Raw genomic sequence first — 16,683 nt, 5'->3', positions numbered from 1 at the left:
AGGCTTCGATCATCCCGCCCAAAATAAACCGCAATTAGTTGAGGCGGGACTCCAGAGATGACGAGATTTACAATACGTGAAATCACCTCACCTCGCCGTCAGCTTTGGGATATACATATCACCGATAGTCGCCGACAAAAGGTTCTCAATGAAACCTTCAATCCAAATCTTGCCCACACGATTTCCCTTGCATATGCGGCCTTCTCAGCCGGCTGAAATTACCATAGCGAGATCAGCATGCGCCTTTAACATCTGCACCCTTTCCGAAAGTGTTTGAAATGACGTTGCGTCCAGGTTCAAGACAGCAATGGCCATGCAGGCTTGGGCCCTTTACCATTCGCTAACACGTATCCGACTCTGGTGCAGGCATGCTGAAAATACTCAATCGACTCTGCGACTGGATCTCCCCGGACAAGAGGTCAGAAGCGGAGAAAGAGGACGAGCGTCAGTTCATCCGAGCCGTCAACCAGCTCAAGACCCTCCGTACCACCCCCGGCGGAGGCATGGCGATCGACCCAGAAGAAATTCGCGATCAGGTACTGCAGAGTCGCGAGTCCTACCGGGATCTCATCTCACCGATGCATCGCAAAAATTTGCCAAAATCCGACGCCTAGACCAGCCATATCTGACCTGCTTCCCGCAAAGGGTATGCGGATAAAATATTGTTTTTCTTCGGATTTTACTCTCACCTCCCCGCTGTCACCTTAACCAACCTCCCCCCATCGTCTTGATTTCAAGCTACCGACAGGGAGAGGAACCATCATGCTCAGATCATCGTTATTACAGGTTGAGGCAGACGTCGAAATTGCCCCAGGTGGCGTTTCTCACACGGCCATCAGTTGTCTTCAGTGGAGGTCAGCCAACCTGGCGCAGCTGGAGGTTGCAGCCAAGCAGACCCTTGCCTTGATGTGGTACGGAAAGCTTGATGATGAGGTGCTTGATGTCCTGGAAACGGCTCATCTCTATGGCGCGCTCGCTCCGGTCACGCCAGCGATGCGACTGGTGTGAAATCATTTCGTACACCGGCCTGGAATGCCCGCCTGGCGCATGTTGTAACGTAGTTTTTGGAATGTAACATCGGTGGCGTTACATTCCAGAAACTACGTTACAACGGTGACCAAGGCGGCATGTAGTCCCGATAGCTCGCCAACAGTCACGCCCACGATTCCAGCAACATGAAAGCATCTCATCAGCTTCAAAGCCAAAGTCAGATGCATTCGTCGATTGGCGCTTGATTATCCGAGGGGCTTCAATCTGTCACGGTGCGCCTGTAGATGAGTCATCTCGCGCTGCCACTCATCTACAAATTTTTCAAGGTCGGCCCAGTATGGGCCCACAGCTAGCCGTGTCGAACCAATGCTCGCTTGATCGAATCGCTCGCGCCAAGGCGACGGTAGGGTCTGCTCGTCAAAAACTTTGCGCCCTGAGGAGGGCGTTGAGGTTTTGACCAGGTCTAGGAGATGTTTACAAGGATGAGCGACTGTACCCAGATCGCGCTCAAGCGCATCCAGCTGGTCAAGCAAAGCGGTCGCTCTGGGGTCGCCCGGCTGAAAGGCGGAAAGTGCCCAAAGAAGCCTCCGCCTTTGGCGCTCTCCTTCCATGAGCCCAACCGCAGGTTCATTCATTCGGTTGATTTACCATTGCTCGATTCTTTTCGACAGCTTTGGCAGCAGCTTGCCCACCACGTTTGACAAGGTCGATGCCAATGACCTTGATGTCCTCAACGTTTGGAAATTTGGGTGCAATCGCCAGCCAGTGATTCTGCAAAGCAGTGACCAGGCCCTCGAAGTTTACTAGATCATTGCTCAGCGACGCCCACGCAGCTTGACCACCATGGTTCACCAGCAAAAAGATGCCGCAGCTGGAGTTGATGCCCCGCAGGTAGTCACCGCACAGTTGATTCTCGAGCCGTTCAAAATGGGCAGGGCCGCTCCAGTTTTGCGACAACTTCAGCTCGACAGGCACCGGCTCGTAAAAGTCGCTGTTCTGGATCCTGAAATCCGGACGCTTGTCATCGGCTAGCTGCTCTTCCTGCGGGACGACATAGCGCCCTGCCGTACGATCTCTCAGCCAGTTCCCGATGAATTTTCGGATCGCAGTCTCCTGGCTCGTCTTCAGCAGTATCTCGGCATAGCTCGAATCGCCGTCTTCCAGATCATGCTTCAAGTCCAGAAGGTGGTCGACTGCAAGATTCCAGAGCTCACGATGTGTAGAGGGCGTGCTTTCCAGGTTGTTATGGAAATCGATGACTTTATCGGGGCTCCAAGGCGGTGTTTGGGCGTCTGCGGTAGCTTTCTGCTGGGCATAAAAAGCGCTCCATGGCCGTAGGCTCTCTGCAGGGTGAGCCTGCGCGATCTCCTGAAGGGCTAGGAATGATGCTTTACCTGGTGTCTCTCGAATGATGGCGAGAAGTCCGTCACGAGCATGCTGCGCATCATCACGAAGGCCTGGCGAATACACTCCTCCGCCAGTACGATCAATGTCGTCTGCGATGCGAACATACCTGTGCATGAGCAGGTACAGCGCCTTGGCATGCTCAACAGCTTTGTAGTTCTGTCGGCAGCGACTGGCGGTACGGCTACCCACCAGAGCTATGAGGGAAACCATGGCGAATTTTGCCTTCTCGTCATCGGACGAAAGCGATTCGATACGTTCAGCCAAGGCTGGTATGGCGAGAGAGGGTTGAGTACCAACCCACACTGCGTACCAGGTTGGTGCGACCTCTAAATTGCTGCTTTCCTCCAATGCCCTTTTGCTCGCGAGCGCAGCTATTGCGTCATCAACAATCGAAGACTCCTGGACAATGGTGAGAGCAAGCTGAAGGGCTTCTAGATGCTTAAGAGGTTGCTTTAGCCGGATCAAAAGGGAAGCAGCCAGTTTATCGCAAATCCAGTCCCCTCCCCTGCTCAGCCTTTGTAGCACCCGATACCTGCCGGGCTCAGAATGAGGAGTATCCAGCTCATAGTGAACTTCATTGGCTACGACTTCTTGGATCTGTTTAGGATGAATTTTGAATAGCCTTGGAAGCCACTCAGGGAATCCGTTCAACTCCAGCAGCCCATATCGAGCTGCATTTCGAGCATCTTCAGCGGACATCTGGTTAAAGCGAGATGGCTGCTCTCTGGCTTCGATCGCGAGCCCTGAGAGTCCGAAGATCACTTGATACGGGGTTGAGTTGGGTTCCGCGCCCTCTGACGGCAGCGTTGGGCGATACCCGCGCCAAAAGCTCATAGCGCCATCACGAAACGCTTCTGTGACAGGGAGACCGAACTCATCAATCAGCAAAGGCCAATCGCTGTTTCCCCATTTATTCGACGAGGAGCGCTCGAGCATATGATCCAGCAGATAAGCCTGGCTTTGTGTCATGACGCCTGCTTCTGGGCTTCTGATCCGGTCTACGTCAGCAGCGAGCCCTTCGCGCCAAGAGCGACGGTGCTCCGCTGCTTCGGCTTTGCGCTGATCAGATTTCGCTTTCCAGTCGGCCTGCTGAATCTCCCACTCTTGAACCTCATGCTCAGGTGGATTCAAGAAAAGCTCAAGCTTACCGCGCAGCTCTGGCTGCCGTTCGGTCGCAGCTCTTAGCTGAATCTCCCATGGGTCAGGTGTGCCATTCTCTGCGAAAATTCTGTACGCCATGCTGAGCGCCATAAGACGATCTTGCTGATCCGTTAGCCTCATGATGTCGTCGCAGGCGACGTTGAAATTTTCTTTGTTCAGTGACCAAAATGGTTGGAAGCCCATCAACTGCGATACATGAATAACGGGGTCGCGGTGCACCCGGCCCCCACGGGCAACCGCAACTTCATACCAAAACAATTTGTAGTCAAGCTCAGGCCACGTCGGAACAACTCCCCGTATTTTCTCGCAAAGCCCTGGATCATCTCGATCATCATAATCACGCCCATGAGTAAGCTTGCTCAGAATCGAGAGCGCTGAATCGTCCTGCGTAAATGGGTCTCGCGCTTCCAGCAGACGAAGAACCGCTGCTCCTGCGATCTCGGCTAGCCACCGGTGTTTCTTAGAGATAGCGCTGAAGCCTTGCTCTTTGAGCGGAGGCTTGTCCAAGAGACCGCTAAGGCCTCGAATGAAGGCGGGAAGCTTTTCAAGGGCGCACTCAGCTATTAACGAAAAAAGCTTCACCGCTAGGGTGTCCCTACCGCTGAATCGCTCCTTTTTAGTGGTTCTCTCGATCGCGTGTAGAAGCCATGGCAGCCACTCGCTATCGAGTGGTAGTCCATCGATCACTTCGGCCAACCATTCCCGGCTGAGCTTGGCCTCACCAGCTAGAAGGCCGTAGCGGACGTCAGCGATATCTTGAGGCGTTCCCAGGTCAATAATGGCTCGCATCGCTGCCAGGCGCGTATATTTCTGGTCGGCGTACAAGGCGAAATGCTTGACCTCTGCAAGCGCCCCCACCACCTCGCCGTACCACACCATTCTCAATAGAAACCAGACGATGTCGTCGTTTGAGCGATAAAGCACCAACAGCTGATTGATGTCAGCTGTTAGGTCACTGTGAGCAAAGCGCTGCACAGCCGAATAGTCTGTCATCGCCCAGCTATGAGCAGGTTGAGCTAACTGTTCGCAGGCTTTCCGCAGAATGCTCTGACGGGTACTGAGCGGGAGCTCACTAGGATCGCCTCCTTCAAAAAAGACTTCGGGGGCGACTTGTTCGAGCCGAGTACGGATACGCTCATCCAAGATTGCCAACCACGGCAACACTGGGCGCAGGGAGGGGTTGATGACCTGCACACCGTATTGAGTAAGGAAAAACAGGTTCTCGATTTTGACCCGCGAAGCGAAGTTCCGGATCAGCCCGTTGAGCCATTCTGCGGCTAGTTACTCTCGGACAGTTCGATGGTGGAATCGGACTGTTCCATAAATCCCAGGCTCGAAAATGGGTCGGCTCAGAAGAGCTCCTGCGTCGGCATCATTCCAACCTATCAGCACCGAACGAACGGGAATTCCTTTTTTGTTTGCATCTCCATCGGGGACACAGATTGCGGCGGTCTGACCGAGTGTCGTTGCTGCCGCAAGTAGGCGTACCCCCTCAAGCAGCCGCTCCGGAGCAATTGGCTTGAATTCGGCTCGATTTTGATCACGCTCTTCAAGCCGGCGATTAATGCTGCTCCGCATCAGCTCCAACCGTGTCCCGATCCGATGGTGCTCATGCCAGAAATCGACTAACTCTAGGAAATCTAATGGTCGGGTAGTCAGTGATTCCGCTTCCTTTCGCTCTACTGCAGTGCGAAACGCCTTGGCGTCATTAACGCCAGTAGCCTCGAGAAACCGGTCAACTTGCTCCCCATGGATATCGTCCAAGGTCACCACCAGGAACGAAGCCTCTGGCCCTGTTTTATTTGAGGTCGTTTGCACAGCGCTTTCTATTCCGCCGTCTTCTGCGGGTAGCGCCTGGCGAAGGGCAGAGTCGAATTCAAAGGCCTGTTCGCAAGTCTTTAGATCTGTGACAGCACGCCAAGCAGTGCTACGTCCGGTGATGATGATGTGTGCCTTGGCGCGGATCGATTTGGTCAATCTGCCGAGCTTTCGGATTGCGTTTGCGAATTCCCTGGGATCACTGAGTCTGGCCTCATCCACTGAGTCCAGAAGCAGCCAGCCTTCAGTATCCGAACTGACCCAGCGCTCGAACTCATCGTATGTGCCACCCTCCTCAAACGCATCCTCCAATTGAGCGATAACGTTTTCAATCCGGAGGAAGAACGCGGTTTTTCCCTCTGCCCGAAGCCGGCGGGTCGCATTCCGAATTTCAGCTGTCTTGCCAGAACCCGCTTCCGAGAGCAGCACCACTCGGTGATGGTTGAGCAAATCAGGCCAACGTAGATCTCCGCTTCTGCCAAGCTGATTGCTCAAATCGGTATCGTCGGAAACATCGCCATCCATAAGGATTTTGGTGAAGGTTCGATCAAGATCAATGAAGGCGTCCGATTGCCTGGCCATAGCGAGTCTCAAACAGGTCTGGTGCAGTCCCGACGTGGTCTGCAGCGATTACGGCATCCTACCGCATATCGACCTGAGTCGAGTCACACGAGGCCACCGAGGCCGGGCTCTATTGTCGTGTTGGAGAAGGGCCACCCAGAGCCTCAATCTGGTAATCCGTCACCGGCTGAAACGCCTATTCAGCCTCCAAGCGCAACCGCTCAATCTCGTCAGCCGGTCTCTCGTCAATTTGGGCTTGGTGATACCTCTTCAGTGACTCAACCGCTTCCTGATACAGCGGGTCGTCCGGAAGCAGAGGAGTCCTTGGATTGTGATCCATTGCCCCCTCCTTCGTGGCGATCAGCGCTCGTCATAGTGATCCCGTTTGGGAACATTAAGCCACTAAAAGGGTGTTAATGATCCTTTTTGGGAACATTATGGCAGGCGCTACCCATGGGATTTTTAAGGTAGACCTATGCACCAATCAAGCGGAAAATAGGTTATCTAAGGATTTACCGCACACCCAATCTGGAGCCAGCCCTCCTCTATGAGCTCGAAGATCCTTCGCCTTCCAGTCAACCACTTCGGCCGAGATTTTGTAGTCGGCGATATTCACTTTAAAACGATGGATCTGCACCGTGGCCTGCACGCTCTGGGGTTCGACAAAACAAAAGATCGGGTGATCGCAGTAGGGGATGTGATTGATCGCGGGCCTGGGGTTCTAGATGGCCTGAAGCTGCTAGGCGAGCCCTGGTTTTTCAGCGCACGAGGCAACCACGAGCAAATGCTGATCGATGCATGCCGTGAGAACCCCTCGGCCCGCTATGCGTCTCACGGCGCAGGTTGGTGGCTCACGATCGCTGACGAATCAAAAAGCATGATCATCGATAAGCTGAGCAGCCTACCTCTGGCTATCGAAATCGAAACAGAGAACGGGATCGTTGGGGTCGTACACGCGGACGTGCCAGCAGGAGTGGCATGGCCCAAGTTCTTGGCAGAGCTGGATAACCAAGCCTTTGAGGATGTGGCACTTTGGGGGCGAGAGCGGGTGAAAAAGCACTTTCGGGATGGCGTCTCGGAAGTCTGGAGAGTGTGCACAGGCCACACTTGGGTGCCCCGCCCCTTGAGGCTCGGTAACGTCATCGCCCTTGACATCACCGGTGGCGGGGATGGTTCGCTAGCGATCTATTGCGTTCAGGACGACACGACTTACATTGACGGGGTGCCGGCATCACTCGATCAAGCAGAGCGTCTGACTGAAAAGCTACAGATACTTGAAGAGAAAGCGCAACAGCTGAAGACAGCGTTGAACGGCAACAAGCTCATCGAATCGCAGGTTCACGCCGTCGCGGTCGACGTGGTCTTGAAGCAGGTGACTTCAATGTGGTTCGAGGTTCAAGAGGGCATGGTTGAGCAACAGAAGCTGGTAAATGCTCTTCACGGCTTAAGTCTGGTTGATGGTGAAGGGCGCAACGCCAAGCTCGATGAGCTTTGCATGAAGCATGCTGGCAGTCAGACTGAGGGATTGCTTCGCAGACTGTTTTAGTGAAATTTAGAAGTGCAATAGAGCTGGTCAGTTTCCTCACCAGCCCTTCATTACAGCCGAACCTGCCCTAGCGCGCACTCACAAAAGGCGAACCTGTGTAAATTTACCTGGACAAGATATTTTCGCCTAAATTAATGCAGTGATTAATGTCCGGACGCCAACTCTTCCATGTCTTATCACTCCAATTTCCTTCCTTAATCGGCAGGCAAAACTCATCCCCCAACCGCTCAATCCCCGAGTTCATCACTGCTCCCGATTTCGGTACGACATGCATACATTCATCGGCCTCAGAACTGGCGTCCCCGATCCTTTCCCGAGCTTTAATAATATCAGCACGATTATAATAGATCATTCCATAGCCTTGACCTCTTTTGCTTTCAAGCTCTAGCGATCTCGACCTAACCTCTCGCGCCCAGAATCTATACTCATATGCTTCACGACTTGGCGTTGAAAGGCCGCCTTGATTCGATGCTGCAATAGCCGCTGACACAGCATATCCGACCTGGAAACTCTGCTGAGCCAAAAGCGCCTTAAGCCCCTCACCACCTATAGTCGTAATTTGTTCAGGGCTTAGCTGCAACTTCAAAGCCAGAGCTGCAGCAGCATCGAGCTGCCTCGAATATTTTACGAACTGTGCAGACCTAGAAAAGGTAACAACATATGGATCACCAAATATAGTCTCGACATCATCACCATACCTCCCGGACTTAAACTGCTTCCCTTCGACTTTAAGCCTGGTTATAAAATCCCTACCCAACTGCAGCGAAACGTCTCGAATCCCTGCCATCACAACAAATCCAGACTCTGCCGAGCTTCCCTTCCCATCGACTGATACAATACTACCGACAGACAAGCCTCCCGAATCGGAATTATCGCCAGACCATCTAGACACAATAATGTTTTTCTTACCCAAAAGCCCCCTCAGATCTCGACGAAGCGTCGTAACTTTCTGCATAGCCGCTAGTTTTTTTTGTAGCGCATCAGTTTTTGCTTTTGTGAACCCCGCTGAGTCAACCGAGGCAGCACCGACCGATCCCGCAATTGACCTTATCGAAATATCATTGGAAAAGGCTTGAGCATCTACGGAAAATGCTTTAGATAAAGCAATCTCAATCAGCACCAATTTTACTTCTTCTGCCCCAATTTCCGCCGCTTCATCAGCGATCTCATCTATTTTCTCACTAACACTCTTTACATCGTCATACGTTGCATCAGTATCATATTTTGTCACGACGACTCTTGAACAAGTAGCTGAAACAGGAAGAGCAAGAAGATCGGGATTTGCTCGACCAGGGGATGTCACAGTCTGTCCAACCCCAACTGGCAGCCCCATACCTGACACATTAATAACAGTCCGATTTTCATGCCCTAGCGAATCGCCCCTTGAAGTGAAGTCAGAACCAAGCTTCTCGAACGAGAGTTGCGCTGGACTTTCCTTAAGGTTCGTAGCCGAACAACCCACGCATAACACAGAGGCCAGCGTCAGTAATTTTCGATAATGCATTTGTACCCCTCCATGAGCGCACCAATCAGTGCATTTTTGTGCAAAATCAATATAGAGCTGGGTCCTAACCCTCGCCAGTGCGTCAGCCGCTATACATGAAGAAGGGCTACCAAATGCTTAGCATGGCACTGATTACCCAGAAGTCTTCCGCTCTGCGTAGACGCTAAGAAACTAGAAGCTATGATCTCGACCGTCCAGGCTACCCGACAAGGTAGGAGCTTCAGAGTGAGACAGTAGAAAACTCTATTGATAGACGTGCTGTACGTCCCGGCCTCGACGAACGGTATGCTCGGCGCCAAGGCAGATCTTTGCAGCATGCAGGCCAGCCGCCAAACTGAGCCCATGCTTCGGCGACGACACGACTGAGGAGGTTAGGTAATGTATAAGGTTTTTAGAATGAGCCAGGCTAGGCGCCGATGGCGTCGTATTCTCCAGCTTGTTGAGCTTGGCTGGACGGTGGTGATCTCAAAGCACGGCAAACCGGTATGCAAAATAGAGCCACCACTGTGAGCTCGATACCTCACGTGCCTAACAACCCGGGCTTCTAGGTTACCAGCCAGGCTGATCAAACACTTCACTAGGCTTAGAACGGCCAAATGGCGGCTCTAACCTCGCCTGACACCCTCCAGTTTGATAGGCTCGATGCTTGGGTCATACACTAATGGAGTAGTTATGCTTCAGGTTGCAAGCGGCAAGCTTTTCACCCACCCCGCGCGCTCAAATTTGCTTAGGGGCGTGCTCTACACAAATGTTCATTTACCTCCTGATACTAGCGTGGAAACTGCTATAGGCACGTTCACCCCTCTGGCTCACTCTCGCCACGGCAACGCCATTAGCTGGAATCTCATAGAACAGGTAGAGGGGACTGAAAATGGCCCAGGAGTTTTAATCTCAAACGGCATCGATACATATATCGACGATTGCGCCGACATAATCTCTTTCGCTTTGGACTGCATTTGCACGCCGAGCTCAACAGTCGCGGAAAGGCTCTTAAATAAAGGTAGCCGCCGCAGCCGCGATTCAGCAAAGAAACTTTTACCAAAGATCTTCGAAGAAAATACCTATGTACGACAGGAGCTAATCCCACAATTTCAAGCATTGACTAAAGACCTAATAGGCCTGCCCCGTGCAAAGTTTACAGGCGCAATGAAATCCATCCGGACATATGTAGCAGCACTCCACCGCCTGGAGGAAGATGTAAACCTGGCCTACACGCTGCTGGTAATGTCACTTGAAACACTTGTTCAAAACTTTGACGGATATGAAAGCAACTGGTCTGACATCGAGGAACGTAAACGCCGCCCACTGGAAAAGGCACTCGAAGGGGTTGACACTGCTCAAGCCGACATCATCAAAAATACTATAGTAGAGGTGGAGCATGTCGCAGCAAGCAAAAGATTCAAAGCATTCATAAAAAAGCACATTACTGATGATCACTTCTCCCCTCAGGCATCTGGCGAATCCGCACCTGTGGGCAAGCGCGATTTTGAAACTGCATTGGGCAATGTGTATGACATTCGCTCTAAATATGTACACACTCTAAGACCTCTGCCTAACGAATTTTTGGCATTCTCGGACTCTAGAGAAGCCGTCCACATAGGTGACGATCTTATATTCACAATCAGGGGCTTGCGAAGAATAGCGAAAACAGTAATCCAATCCTTCATACTTAATCAAGAGAAAATCATTAAAGAACCGTACAACTACTCCCTAGAAAGTCCAAACATTATCAGGGCAAAAATGTGCCCAAGCACGTGGATATCCAGGACTGACGGCTTGTCAGCAAACAGCTACAGGCTTTATTTTGATGGCTATGTTTCGCTTCTAGATCAGTTTTTTGAAAGCTTTCCAAACAAAAAGCCCTACGATGTGAGAGGCGTGCTTGATACAGGCCTAAAACAACGCGCCCAACTGAAGCAGGAGCAACACAGATCACTCGTCGGACTATATTTAATTTTTACAAGGATTACCCACCCCCACAACCACCCTCAAACCAAATTGAAGAAGATAGATTTCGACAAAATAAATGCGCCTTCAGTTGAATCCCTTATCACACACATAGCCACTGGGGAATCCATAGGCTGGCCTATCAGCGAGCAAATAAAGCACCACGAGAGTTATTTTAAAAAGCGCTACAAGGCGTCCGAAATAAAGATACCGAGCAGATTAGAAGCCTGCCTGGAGCTAGCTCTTGCCGAGCGCTACAGGGAATCCGGCGAACATTCTAAAGCAATCGATAAACTTAAATCTGCCACGCTTGACTATCCGGAAATTTCGGAAATTCAAGAATTCGCAAAATCATTCCCTACAGACAAACCGATCGATTGGCTTCTAATCGTGTACCCAGCCCTCGCAGAAGAGCGACCAAAGAGCACTCTTGATTTAAGTGGGCTTTAGCTGCAAATTTTAATACTGGCCTGAGTGACAGAGTTTTTGCCAGCCAAGTCGATGCTTTAGACCCCCAATTGTTCCCGTTACCAACAAGGAGCTATTCAATGCTGGCAACCGACGATCCTTTCGAACTGGCCGAGCAGTACCAGAATCAGCGAGGGCAATGGGTGGTAGGAGGATTGGAGACCCAGGTCTTCTGGCCAAGCCGTCCTCAAACCGTCAGGTTCGAGGGTCTAGATTTCCTTCTGCAGCCGGCAATGGCCGACGGCCAGCACCGCAGCCTTCCTGCAATCGCGATTCGAGCAAATGGCTTTGGACTGACGGTTAACGAGGGCCGTGCTGCTGTCATGCGCTTGGCGACGGCTATCGCTTGGCGTGAAAGCAAGAAAGTAGACATCGTGATGTGGGGTGGTGGGAGTCACCCCCACCGCGTGGGCAGGATGCTCAACAATGCTTTTACCGAGTTTTTCTCGAGCGACAATCTTCATGTTCCGCAGAGTGATGAGGCACGAAAGGCGTTGGCCTATTACCGTGAAGGTCTATCGCTCGGTAATCCTTTTTATTCTTTCCTAGGCTTCTACAAGGCCTTCGCACGCTCTCTTCCCAATGGCCGTGAACGAGGGCCATGGATTGAGCAGGCCCTGCCCCGCATGACGGACAGAGAAGCAATCTCCCGGCGTGAAGAGTTGCGGGCGCAAGAAACCGATATCTCCGAGTACCTTGCCACCCAAGGGCGTCACGCAATCGCCCACGCTGAGCGCGAAGATATCGTCGATCCGGACGATCCAGATGATCACGAGCGAATCCATCTCGACAAGCCGTTGATGCGCCATCTCGCGGAGCTGGCATTGGATGAACGGCTCGGTGTACCGCCTCCATGCTCTTATGAGCGCGATCACCTCTACGAGCTAGAAGGTTTTCGCGCCCTGTTCGACAACGAGCAATTAGAGGCGCTCCGGAGAGGAGAGCTTGCTCAGGGCCGCGAGTACATGCTTCCTGATGATTTCTATGTGATGGCTCGCAAAGGTCAGTCGTACGTTCACCTGGGCGGGATGCGCATGACAGATGGCGGGATGAATGAAGGAAAGCTCGGCGTCCGACTCGAGTCGCCTAATGGAAGAGTGGCGATTGAATTTTGGATGGACTTCAGAAATGAGCGCCTCATCATCGACCCTCTCCATGGATTTGTGCTGCTGAATACAAGGCGCGAGAGCCGAAGCGACATTCAGTCCGAGATCTCCCTTGAGCAGTTCAAATTCTTCATGTACTGCAACGGTTCTGTGGAGATTTGGACTTCCGACCGGGAGCGCCGATTGGGCAAATCAGAAGCCTACATGCTGCCAGCAAATTGGAGCCCAGATTTCGCTGGCCACCAGCGAAGCCTTGCTGGGCTCAACGAACTATTGATGGGCATGCCCGAGCCTGAAGATTGAGCAAGTAAAGCGGGCCTGGCCTTAAGCACAGCTACTTAGCAAGACCTAGTCTCATTGCTAGCCACTCGGCTGAGGGCTTGGCGCAGCCTGATATCTACCTCAGAGATGATCGACATCTTCCCCAATAGACGCAAGGAGTACATCTGTACTCCTTGTGCTGTTTTCCCCTTAAGATATGGGATCGACGTGGCCGATCAGTTCTTTCAGCCAGTAAGCCAAGGTGAATGGCAACGGAAGGTGCATTTGAACCTTGGAGATGATTCTCAAAGCCCTACCCTTTCCTTCCGGGCTGAACTCCAGGATTTGCGCCGGCGCATGGGTGTTCCTAGTGGGGCCATCAGCCTCCGCCAGAAACTGCTGAAGGATTGCATCTGCCAAGCTACTCCTAACAGGAGGTTTGGACTCTCGCTGCTTAGCGTTAGCGGGCTTGAATTCAATCACTTTACCCAACATGGCTAATTACTCTCACCTGCCAGGTTTTGTGGTGGCTTGCATCTGGTCAGCGTTCGCTATCAGCGCCTTTGTAACGGCTTGGCTGATGATCTCGTCAACGCCTCCCAGAGTCTTGATGCGCCCTTCTCTTGCGGCCCCTCCCGAGCTTGTCTTGCCAGTACGAGGGTTCAGATACGGTTTGGTGAATGGATCGGACATAGCGGCGGTACCTCCACTGGGACAGTCCAACCCTTTAAGCATAGGCTTATGAAGCCAATGGGGTGGTTTAGCTGCCGAATGGAGCAACCTATCGTCGATGCTGATCCGACCGAACACACATCCGCAAAAATATCCGCAGAAAAAAAGCTCCTTTTCCGCTGCGGGCCATGTAATGCGGTGGGTGCAGAGGTTCGCCAAATCCGAAATCGAAGACGTTCTCGGTTTCTCGGCACGACGCTAGCTCTTCGACCGAGCTTTAACGAGCATGGCCTCGAGCTCGGCGATCAGTTGATCGACATCGACCTCTACGAATTCACCCGGGTTGAGCAACTGCTCCACGATCTCCGGGTTGTAGCACTCCACAAGTTCGGCATCTCCTAGAAGCCACATTCCGCCAGCTCCAGTGATCACACCAGTGCGCTGCAACTCCAGGAGGGCCGCATCTATCTGGTCTGCAGCCATGCACGGCAATCGTTCCTTCAGCAGCGCCCTCAACGTTGCGTCCACCACTTCATGTCCGATGAGTTCGACGATGAGCGCTTTGATATCAGGCAAGGTGCTCATGGCCATTCAAGCTGCCGAACTGCCGAGATCGTATCCGATCATGAATAGAGCCATTTCGAGCTTTCGGAGTGCGCTGCCACCTCCCGCGTGGAACTGGCTGCTCTTTGCATGCGGGTGAGCCAACGCCTGGCTCAAGACCCAGCTCGCACGCATGTTCCAAAGGGCATGATGGCTCCCCCGCCGCAGGCCAGGAAATTTGAATGCTTTGTTTTTGCTTGGATTGCGACGCTTAGGGACAGCGGCGCTCTCACCCTCCTTCGCAGGAGCCCAGGGGAAACGCAGGCCATCAGGAACAGCATGCAGCCCGTTTTCCTCGCAATAGATGATTACAAGCATGCCTAGGGCTGCAGCTACACGGCTGTCGTAAATGATGAAGTTCTGACAGATCACCGAATACACCTTGGTCATGCCTGCATTGAACCGGAGGCCAGCCCCAAATTGAGGGCTGTCGAGATCACCGGCGCGCAGCACTGCAGCGACCAACTCAATCGTCTTGGCCAAGCCGTCCTGATTGTCCTCAAGCCACTGATTGTTGTGAGCAGACACACCACCCCAGGACATCATGGCTTTCGTCCCTCGGAGCATCGTGCTGTCGCAGGTCGCAGTGAGGAGATCGGTGCTCATAGCATTCAGCGCTTGGTTATTACTAGCTGCGCAGCTGCCGGCGCTGACCTTAAGGTGCGGAATACCGGAGTGATGCCACTCATATTGTTTGAAGGCGTCGTAGATGTCAGCGAACTGCCAGCGCTTACCCGTCTTGCGTTTGACGTACTCGTGCTTCAACGGTTGATTCGATCCGAGGCGCTGAGCAAGCCACTCGATGAAGGCTTTTACCTCAGCACGTTGCTTGTATGGGGGATAGGTGCGACGTGTCACTTTGGCTTTCATGGACGCTCCAGGGAAATATCCGGGGGTTCGTTGCTGGCAAAGCTATGCTGCAGGACAATAGGGACACTTTTTGTCCCTGAGTACCACCATGCCTAGAAAAACTTCCAGAGAGCTGAGACGCACCGCTCTGATGAGGGCTTTGCACCTTGCAGGCAGATCACTATCCACTGAAGAGATTCATGCTGAGCAGCGAGAGTGGCGCGATCGAGTCCCCAGCATAAAAACTACATTGCGCGACCTCAGATCTCTGCAGGATGACGATCAGGTCATTGGCACAAAACCCAAAGGCCAGAAATCCTATTACTGGAGCCTGCACAATGTGAGCCTGGACTTGGTGCTGAAGCCGGCTGAGTCGGTGACGCTGATCGCGATTCTGCAACACGCCGAACGGTTCGGTTTCAAGCTGGTGACAGAGCAGATGGTGCGGCTTCGTGACTACGCGCAAGGCGTGATTAACCGTAACGCGACCCAAGACCTAGTCGCCCAGGGCAGGATCACGTCTGGCACGCGCTTCATGACTCTCCTTCCAGGCGCCTACAGTCCGGCCCACCTAGAAATCATTCAAACTGAGATGCTCGCAGGCAGGAATCTGAAAGTGGTTTACCTGCCTCGCGACGCTGACGGAGCGGAATGCACGTATGTGCTGAAGCCACTCGCACTGTCGTTTCAGGACTCAAACATCTATCTCTCAGCCCATGTTTTTTCAGAGGAGTGGCCTGAAGGAAAGGAACCCGAGCCTGATGAGCCGCGCGGTAAATACAGCAGTAACGGCCCAGGGAAGACCTGTGTTCTGATGCTCCACCGCGTGGTTAGTGTTCGCACGGACTTCCTCGACATCCCTGAGCCGGAGCACTACAACTTCAAGTCATTCAAGGTGCAGAAAGACCTCATGACCGTGCACAGCGAGGAAGCGATCAACTTGAGACTGCGCTTGGAGGCGAACCTGTTGAACCGACTCACTGAAAATCGCCTCAGCGAAACTCAGGAAATCGAACCCACAGAATCGGGGGCGATCTTGAAGTGCTCCATCCAAGACACACAAGGGCTGCGCCTCTTCTTGATGAGTAACGCTGACGAGATCGAAGTTCTGGAGCCTGGCTATCTGCGCGAGCACATCTGCCAAACGCTGCGGAAGGCCATGAGCATGTACGGTGACCTCGCATAGGCTCACCGCCCCGACCTGTAGCGGGTGTAAGAAAAGCATCAAGCTAAAGCTCTACGGCCTCGGCCATGATGGCGCATCGGAGATGCTCAGGGATGTCGGTTTCAATGTTGAAATCGATTGATACGCCTAACATTGCTGCGAGCTCATCTTCAAGATCAGCAATGTCGAACAGAGAGATTGCCCCTTGTCTCGAGGGTGGAATGGTCGCCAGTAGATCCAGATCACTTCCGTCCCTGTCCTGCCCGCGAACCGTTGAGCCGAAAAGCTTCGGAGAGACAAAACCGTAGGCCTCGATCACTGCCTTGATCTCGAGAGTTCGGCCTGCAATGGCGTTTGAAGGCTTCAAAACATACTCCTGGAATGATGGCCAATCGTTCAAATAACCACAAAAAAAACAGGCTTATTTACGTGCCTGTTTGAGAGCAAAAACAAAGCCGGGGCCTATCGGCCCCAAACTGACGAGCTTGCTGGCTGGGGCAGTAGCAGCACACCATCTCGGCGAAATTTGCTCGAAATCTGAGCAAAATAGCCGGATAGAACGTGAGGACAGCAATAAATATTCGCACAGCCGGCGCGATCAATCTGAGTGGATGAGGTGGCTTGG

At 52.7% G+C, this 16,683-nt stretch carries 11 protein-coding genes and 1 pseudogene; 6 read left to right on the top strand and 6 right to left on the bottom strand.

All coding sequences use genetic code 11. From position 1 onward, the window contains the following. Nucleotides 1–368: 368 nt before the first annotated feature. Together AC5PZ0_RS02410 and AC5PZ0_RS02405 are read left to right on the top strand one after the other, a co-directional pair. Nucleotides 369–614: a hypothetical protein gene (locus AC5PZ0_RS02410; RefSeq protein WP_493854233.1), complete on the top strand. Its 246-nt coding sequence runs from the start codon at nucleotides 369–371 to the stop codon at nucleotides 612–614. 148 nt (nucleotides 615–762) lie between these two features. Then, complete coding sequence (locus AC5PZ0_RS02405) at nucleotides 763–1,008, top strand: hypothetical protein (protein WP_493854232.1); 246 nt, start codon at nucleotides 763–765, stop codon at nucleotides 1,006–1,008. 609 nt (nucleotides 1,009–1,617) lie between these two features. On the opposite strand, the pseudogene hyoA reads toward AC5PZ0_RS02405, so the two are convergent. Then, nucleotides 1,618–5,958 (bottom strand): annotated as a pseudogene (hyoA, locus tag AC5PZ0_RS02400) (NACHT domain-containing antiphage protein HyoA). 526 nt (nucleotides 5,959–6,484) lie between these two features. Here hyoA and AC5PZ0_RS02395 point away from each other — a divergent pair. Then, nucleotides 6,485–7,483: a metallophosphoesterase gene (locus AC5PZ0_RS02395; RefSeq protein WP_493854231.1), complete on the top strand. Its 999-nt coding sequence runs from the start codon at nucleotides 6,485–6,487 to the stop codon at nucleotides 7,481–7,483. Between the two features lie 103 nt (nucleotides 7,484–7,586). On the opposite strand, the gene AC5PZ0_RS02390 is transcribed toward AC5PZ0_RS02395, so the two are convergent. Continuing rightward, nucleotides 7,587–8,987 (bottom strand): hypothetical protein, encoded by a 1,401-nt coding sequence (locus tag AC5PZ0_RS02390; protein WP_493854230.1) that lies wholly within the window; start codon nucleotides 8,985–8,987, stop codon nucleotides 7,587–7,589. Nucleotides 8,988–9,659: 672 nt separating this feature from the next. On the opposite strand from AC5PZ0_RS02390, the gene AC5PZ0_RS02385 reads away from it, so the two are divergent. Then, nucleotides 9,660–11,384, top strand: coding sequence for a hypothetical protein (locus AC5PZ0_RS02385; protein ID WP_493854229.1), 1,725 nt, complete (start codon nucleotides 9,660–9,662; stop codon nucleotides 11,382–11,384). A 98-nt stretch (nucleotides 11,385–11,482) separates the two neighbouring features. After that, the gene (mauJ, locus tag AC5PZ0_RS02380) at nucleotides 11,483–12,811 is read left to right on the top strand and encodes a methylamine utilization protein MauJ (protein WP_493854228.1); all 1,329 of its coding nucleotides are present in this window, start codon (nucleotides 11,483–11,485) and stop codon (nucleotides 12,809–12,811) included. A gap of 168 nt (nucleotides 12,812–12,979) precedes the next feature. Here mauJ and AC5PZ0_RS02375 read toward each other — a convergent pair whose 3' ends face one another. From AC5PZ0_RS02375 to AC5PZ0_RS02365, 3 genes are all read right to left on the bottom strand, one after another. Then, nucleotides 12,980–13,264, bottom strand: coding sequence for a hypothetical protein (locus AC5PZ0_RS02375; protein ID WP_493854227.1), 285 nt, complete (start codon nucleotides 13,262–13,264; stop codon nucleotides 12,980–12,982). Nucleotides 13,265–13,699: 435 nt separating this feature from the next. Next, nucleotides 13,700–14,026 (bottom strand): hypothetical protein, encoded by a 327-nt coding sequence (locus tag AC5PZ0_RS02370; protein WP_493854226.1) that lies wholly within the window; start codon nucleotides 14,024–14,026, stop codon nucleotides 13,700–13,702. Between the two features lie 6 nt (nucleotides 14,027–14,032). Beyond that, nucleotides 14,033–14,914 (bottom strand): hypothetical protein, encoded by an 882-nt coding sequence (locus AC5PZ0_RS02365; RefSeq protein ID WP_493854225.1) that lies wholly within the window; start codon nucleotides 14,912–14,914, stop codon nucleotides 14,033–14,035. Between the two features lie 88 nt (nucleotides 14,915–15,002). Here AC5PZ0_RS02365 and AC5PZ0_RS02360 point away from each other — a divergent pair, with 88 nt between their 5' ends. Next, nucleotides 15,003–16,079: a helix-turn-helix transcriptional regulator gene (locus tag AC5PZ0_RS02360; protein WP_493854224.1), complete on the top strand. Its 1,077-nt coding sequence runs from the start codon at nucleotides 15,003–15,005 to the stop codon at nucleotides 16,077–16,079. Between the two features lie 43 nt (nucleotides 16,080–16,122). On the opposite strand, the gene AC5PZ0_RS02355 is transcribed toward AC5PZ0_RS02360, so the two are convergent. Continuing rightward, the gene (locus tag AC5PZ0_RS02355) at nucleotides 16,123–16,425 is read right to left on the bottom strand and encodes a nucleotidyltransferase family protein (protein ID WP_493854223.1); all 303 of its coding nucleotides are present in this window, start codon (nucleotides 16,423–16,425) and stop codon (nucleotides 16,123–16,125) included. Between the last annotated feature and the right edge of the window lie 258 nt (nucleotides 16,426–16,683).

The sequence above is a fragment of the Pseudomonas sp. 5.2 genome (assembly GCF_059025405.1).
Note: the sequence above shows the minus strand (reverse complement) of the source record. Positions and strands in the feature narration are given on the sequence as shown.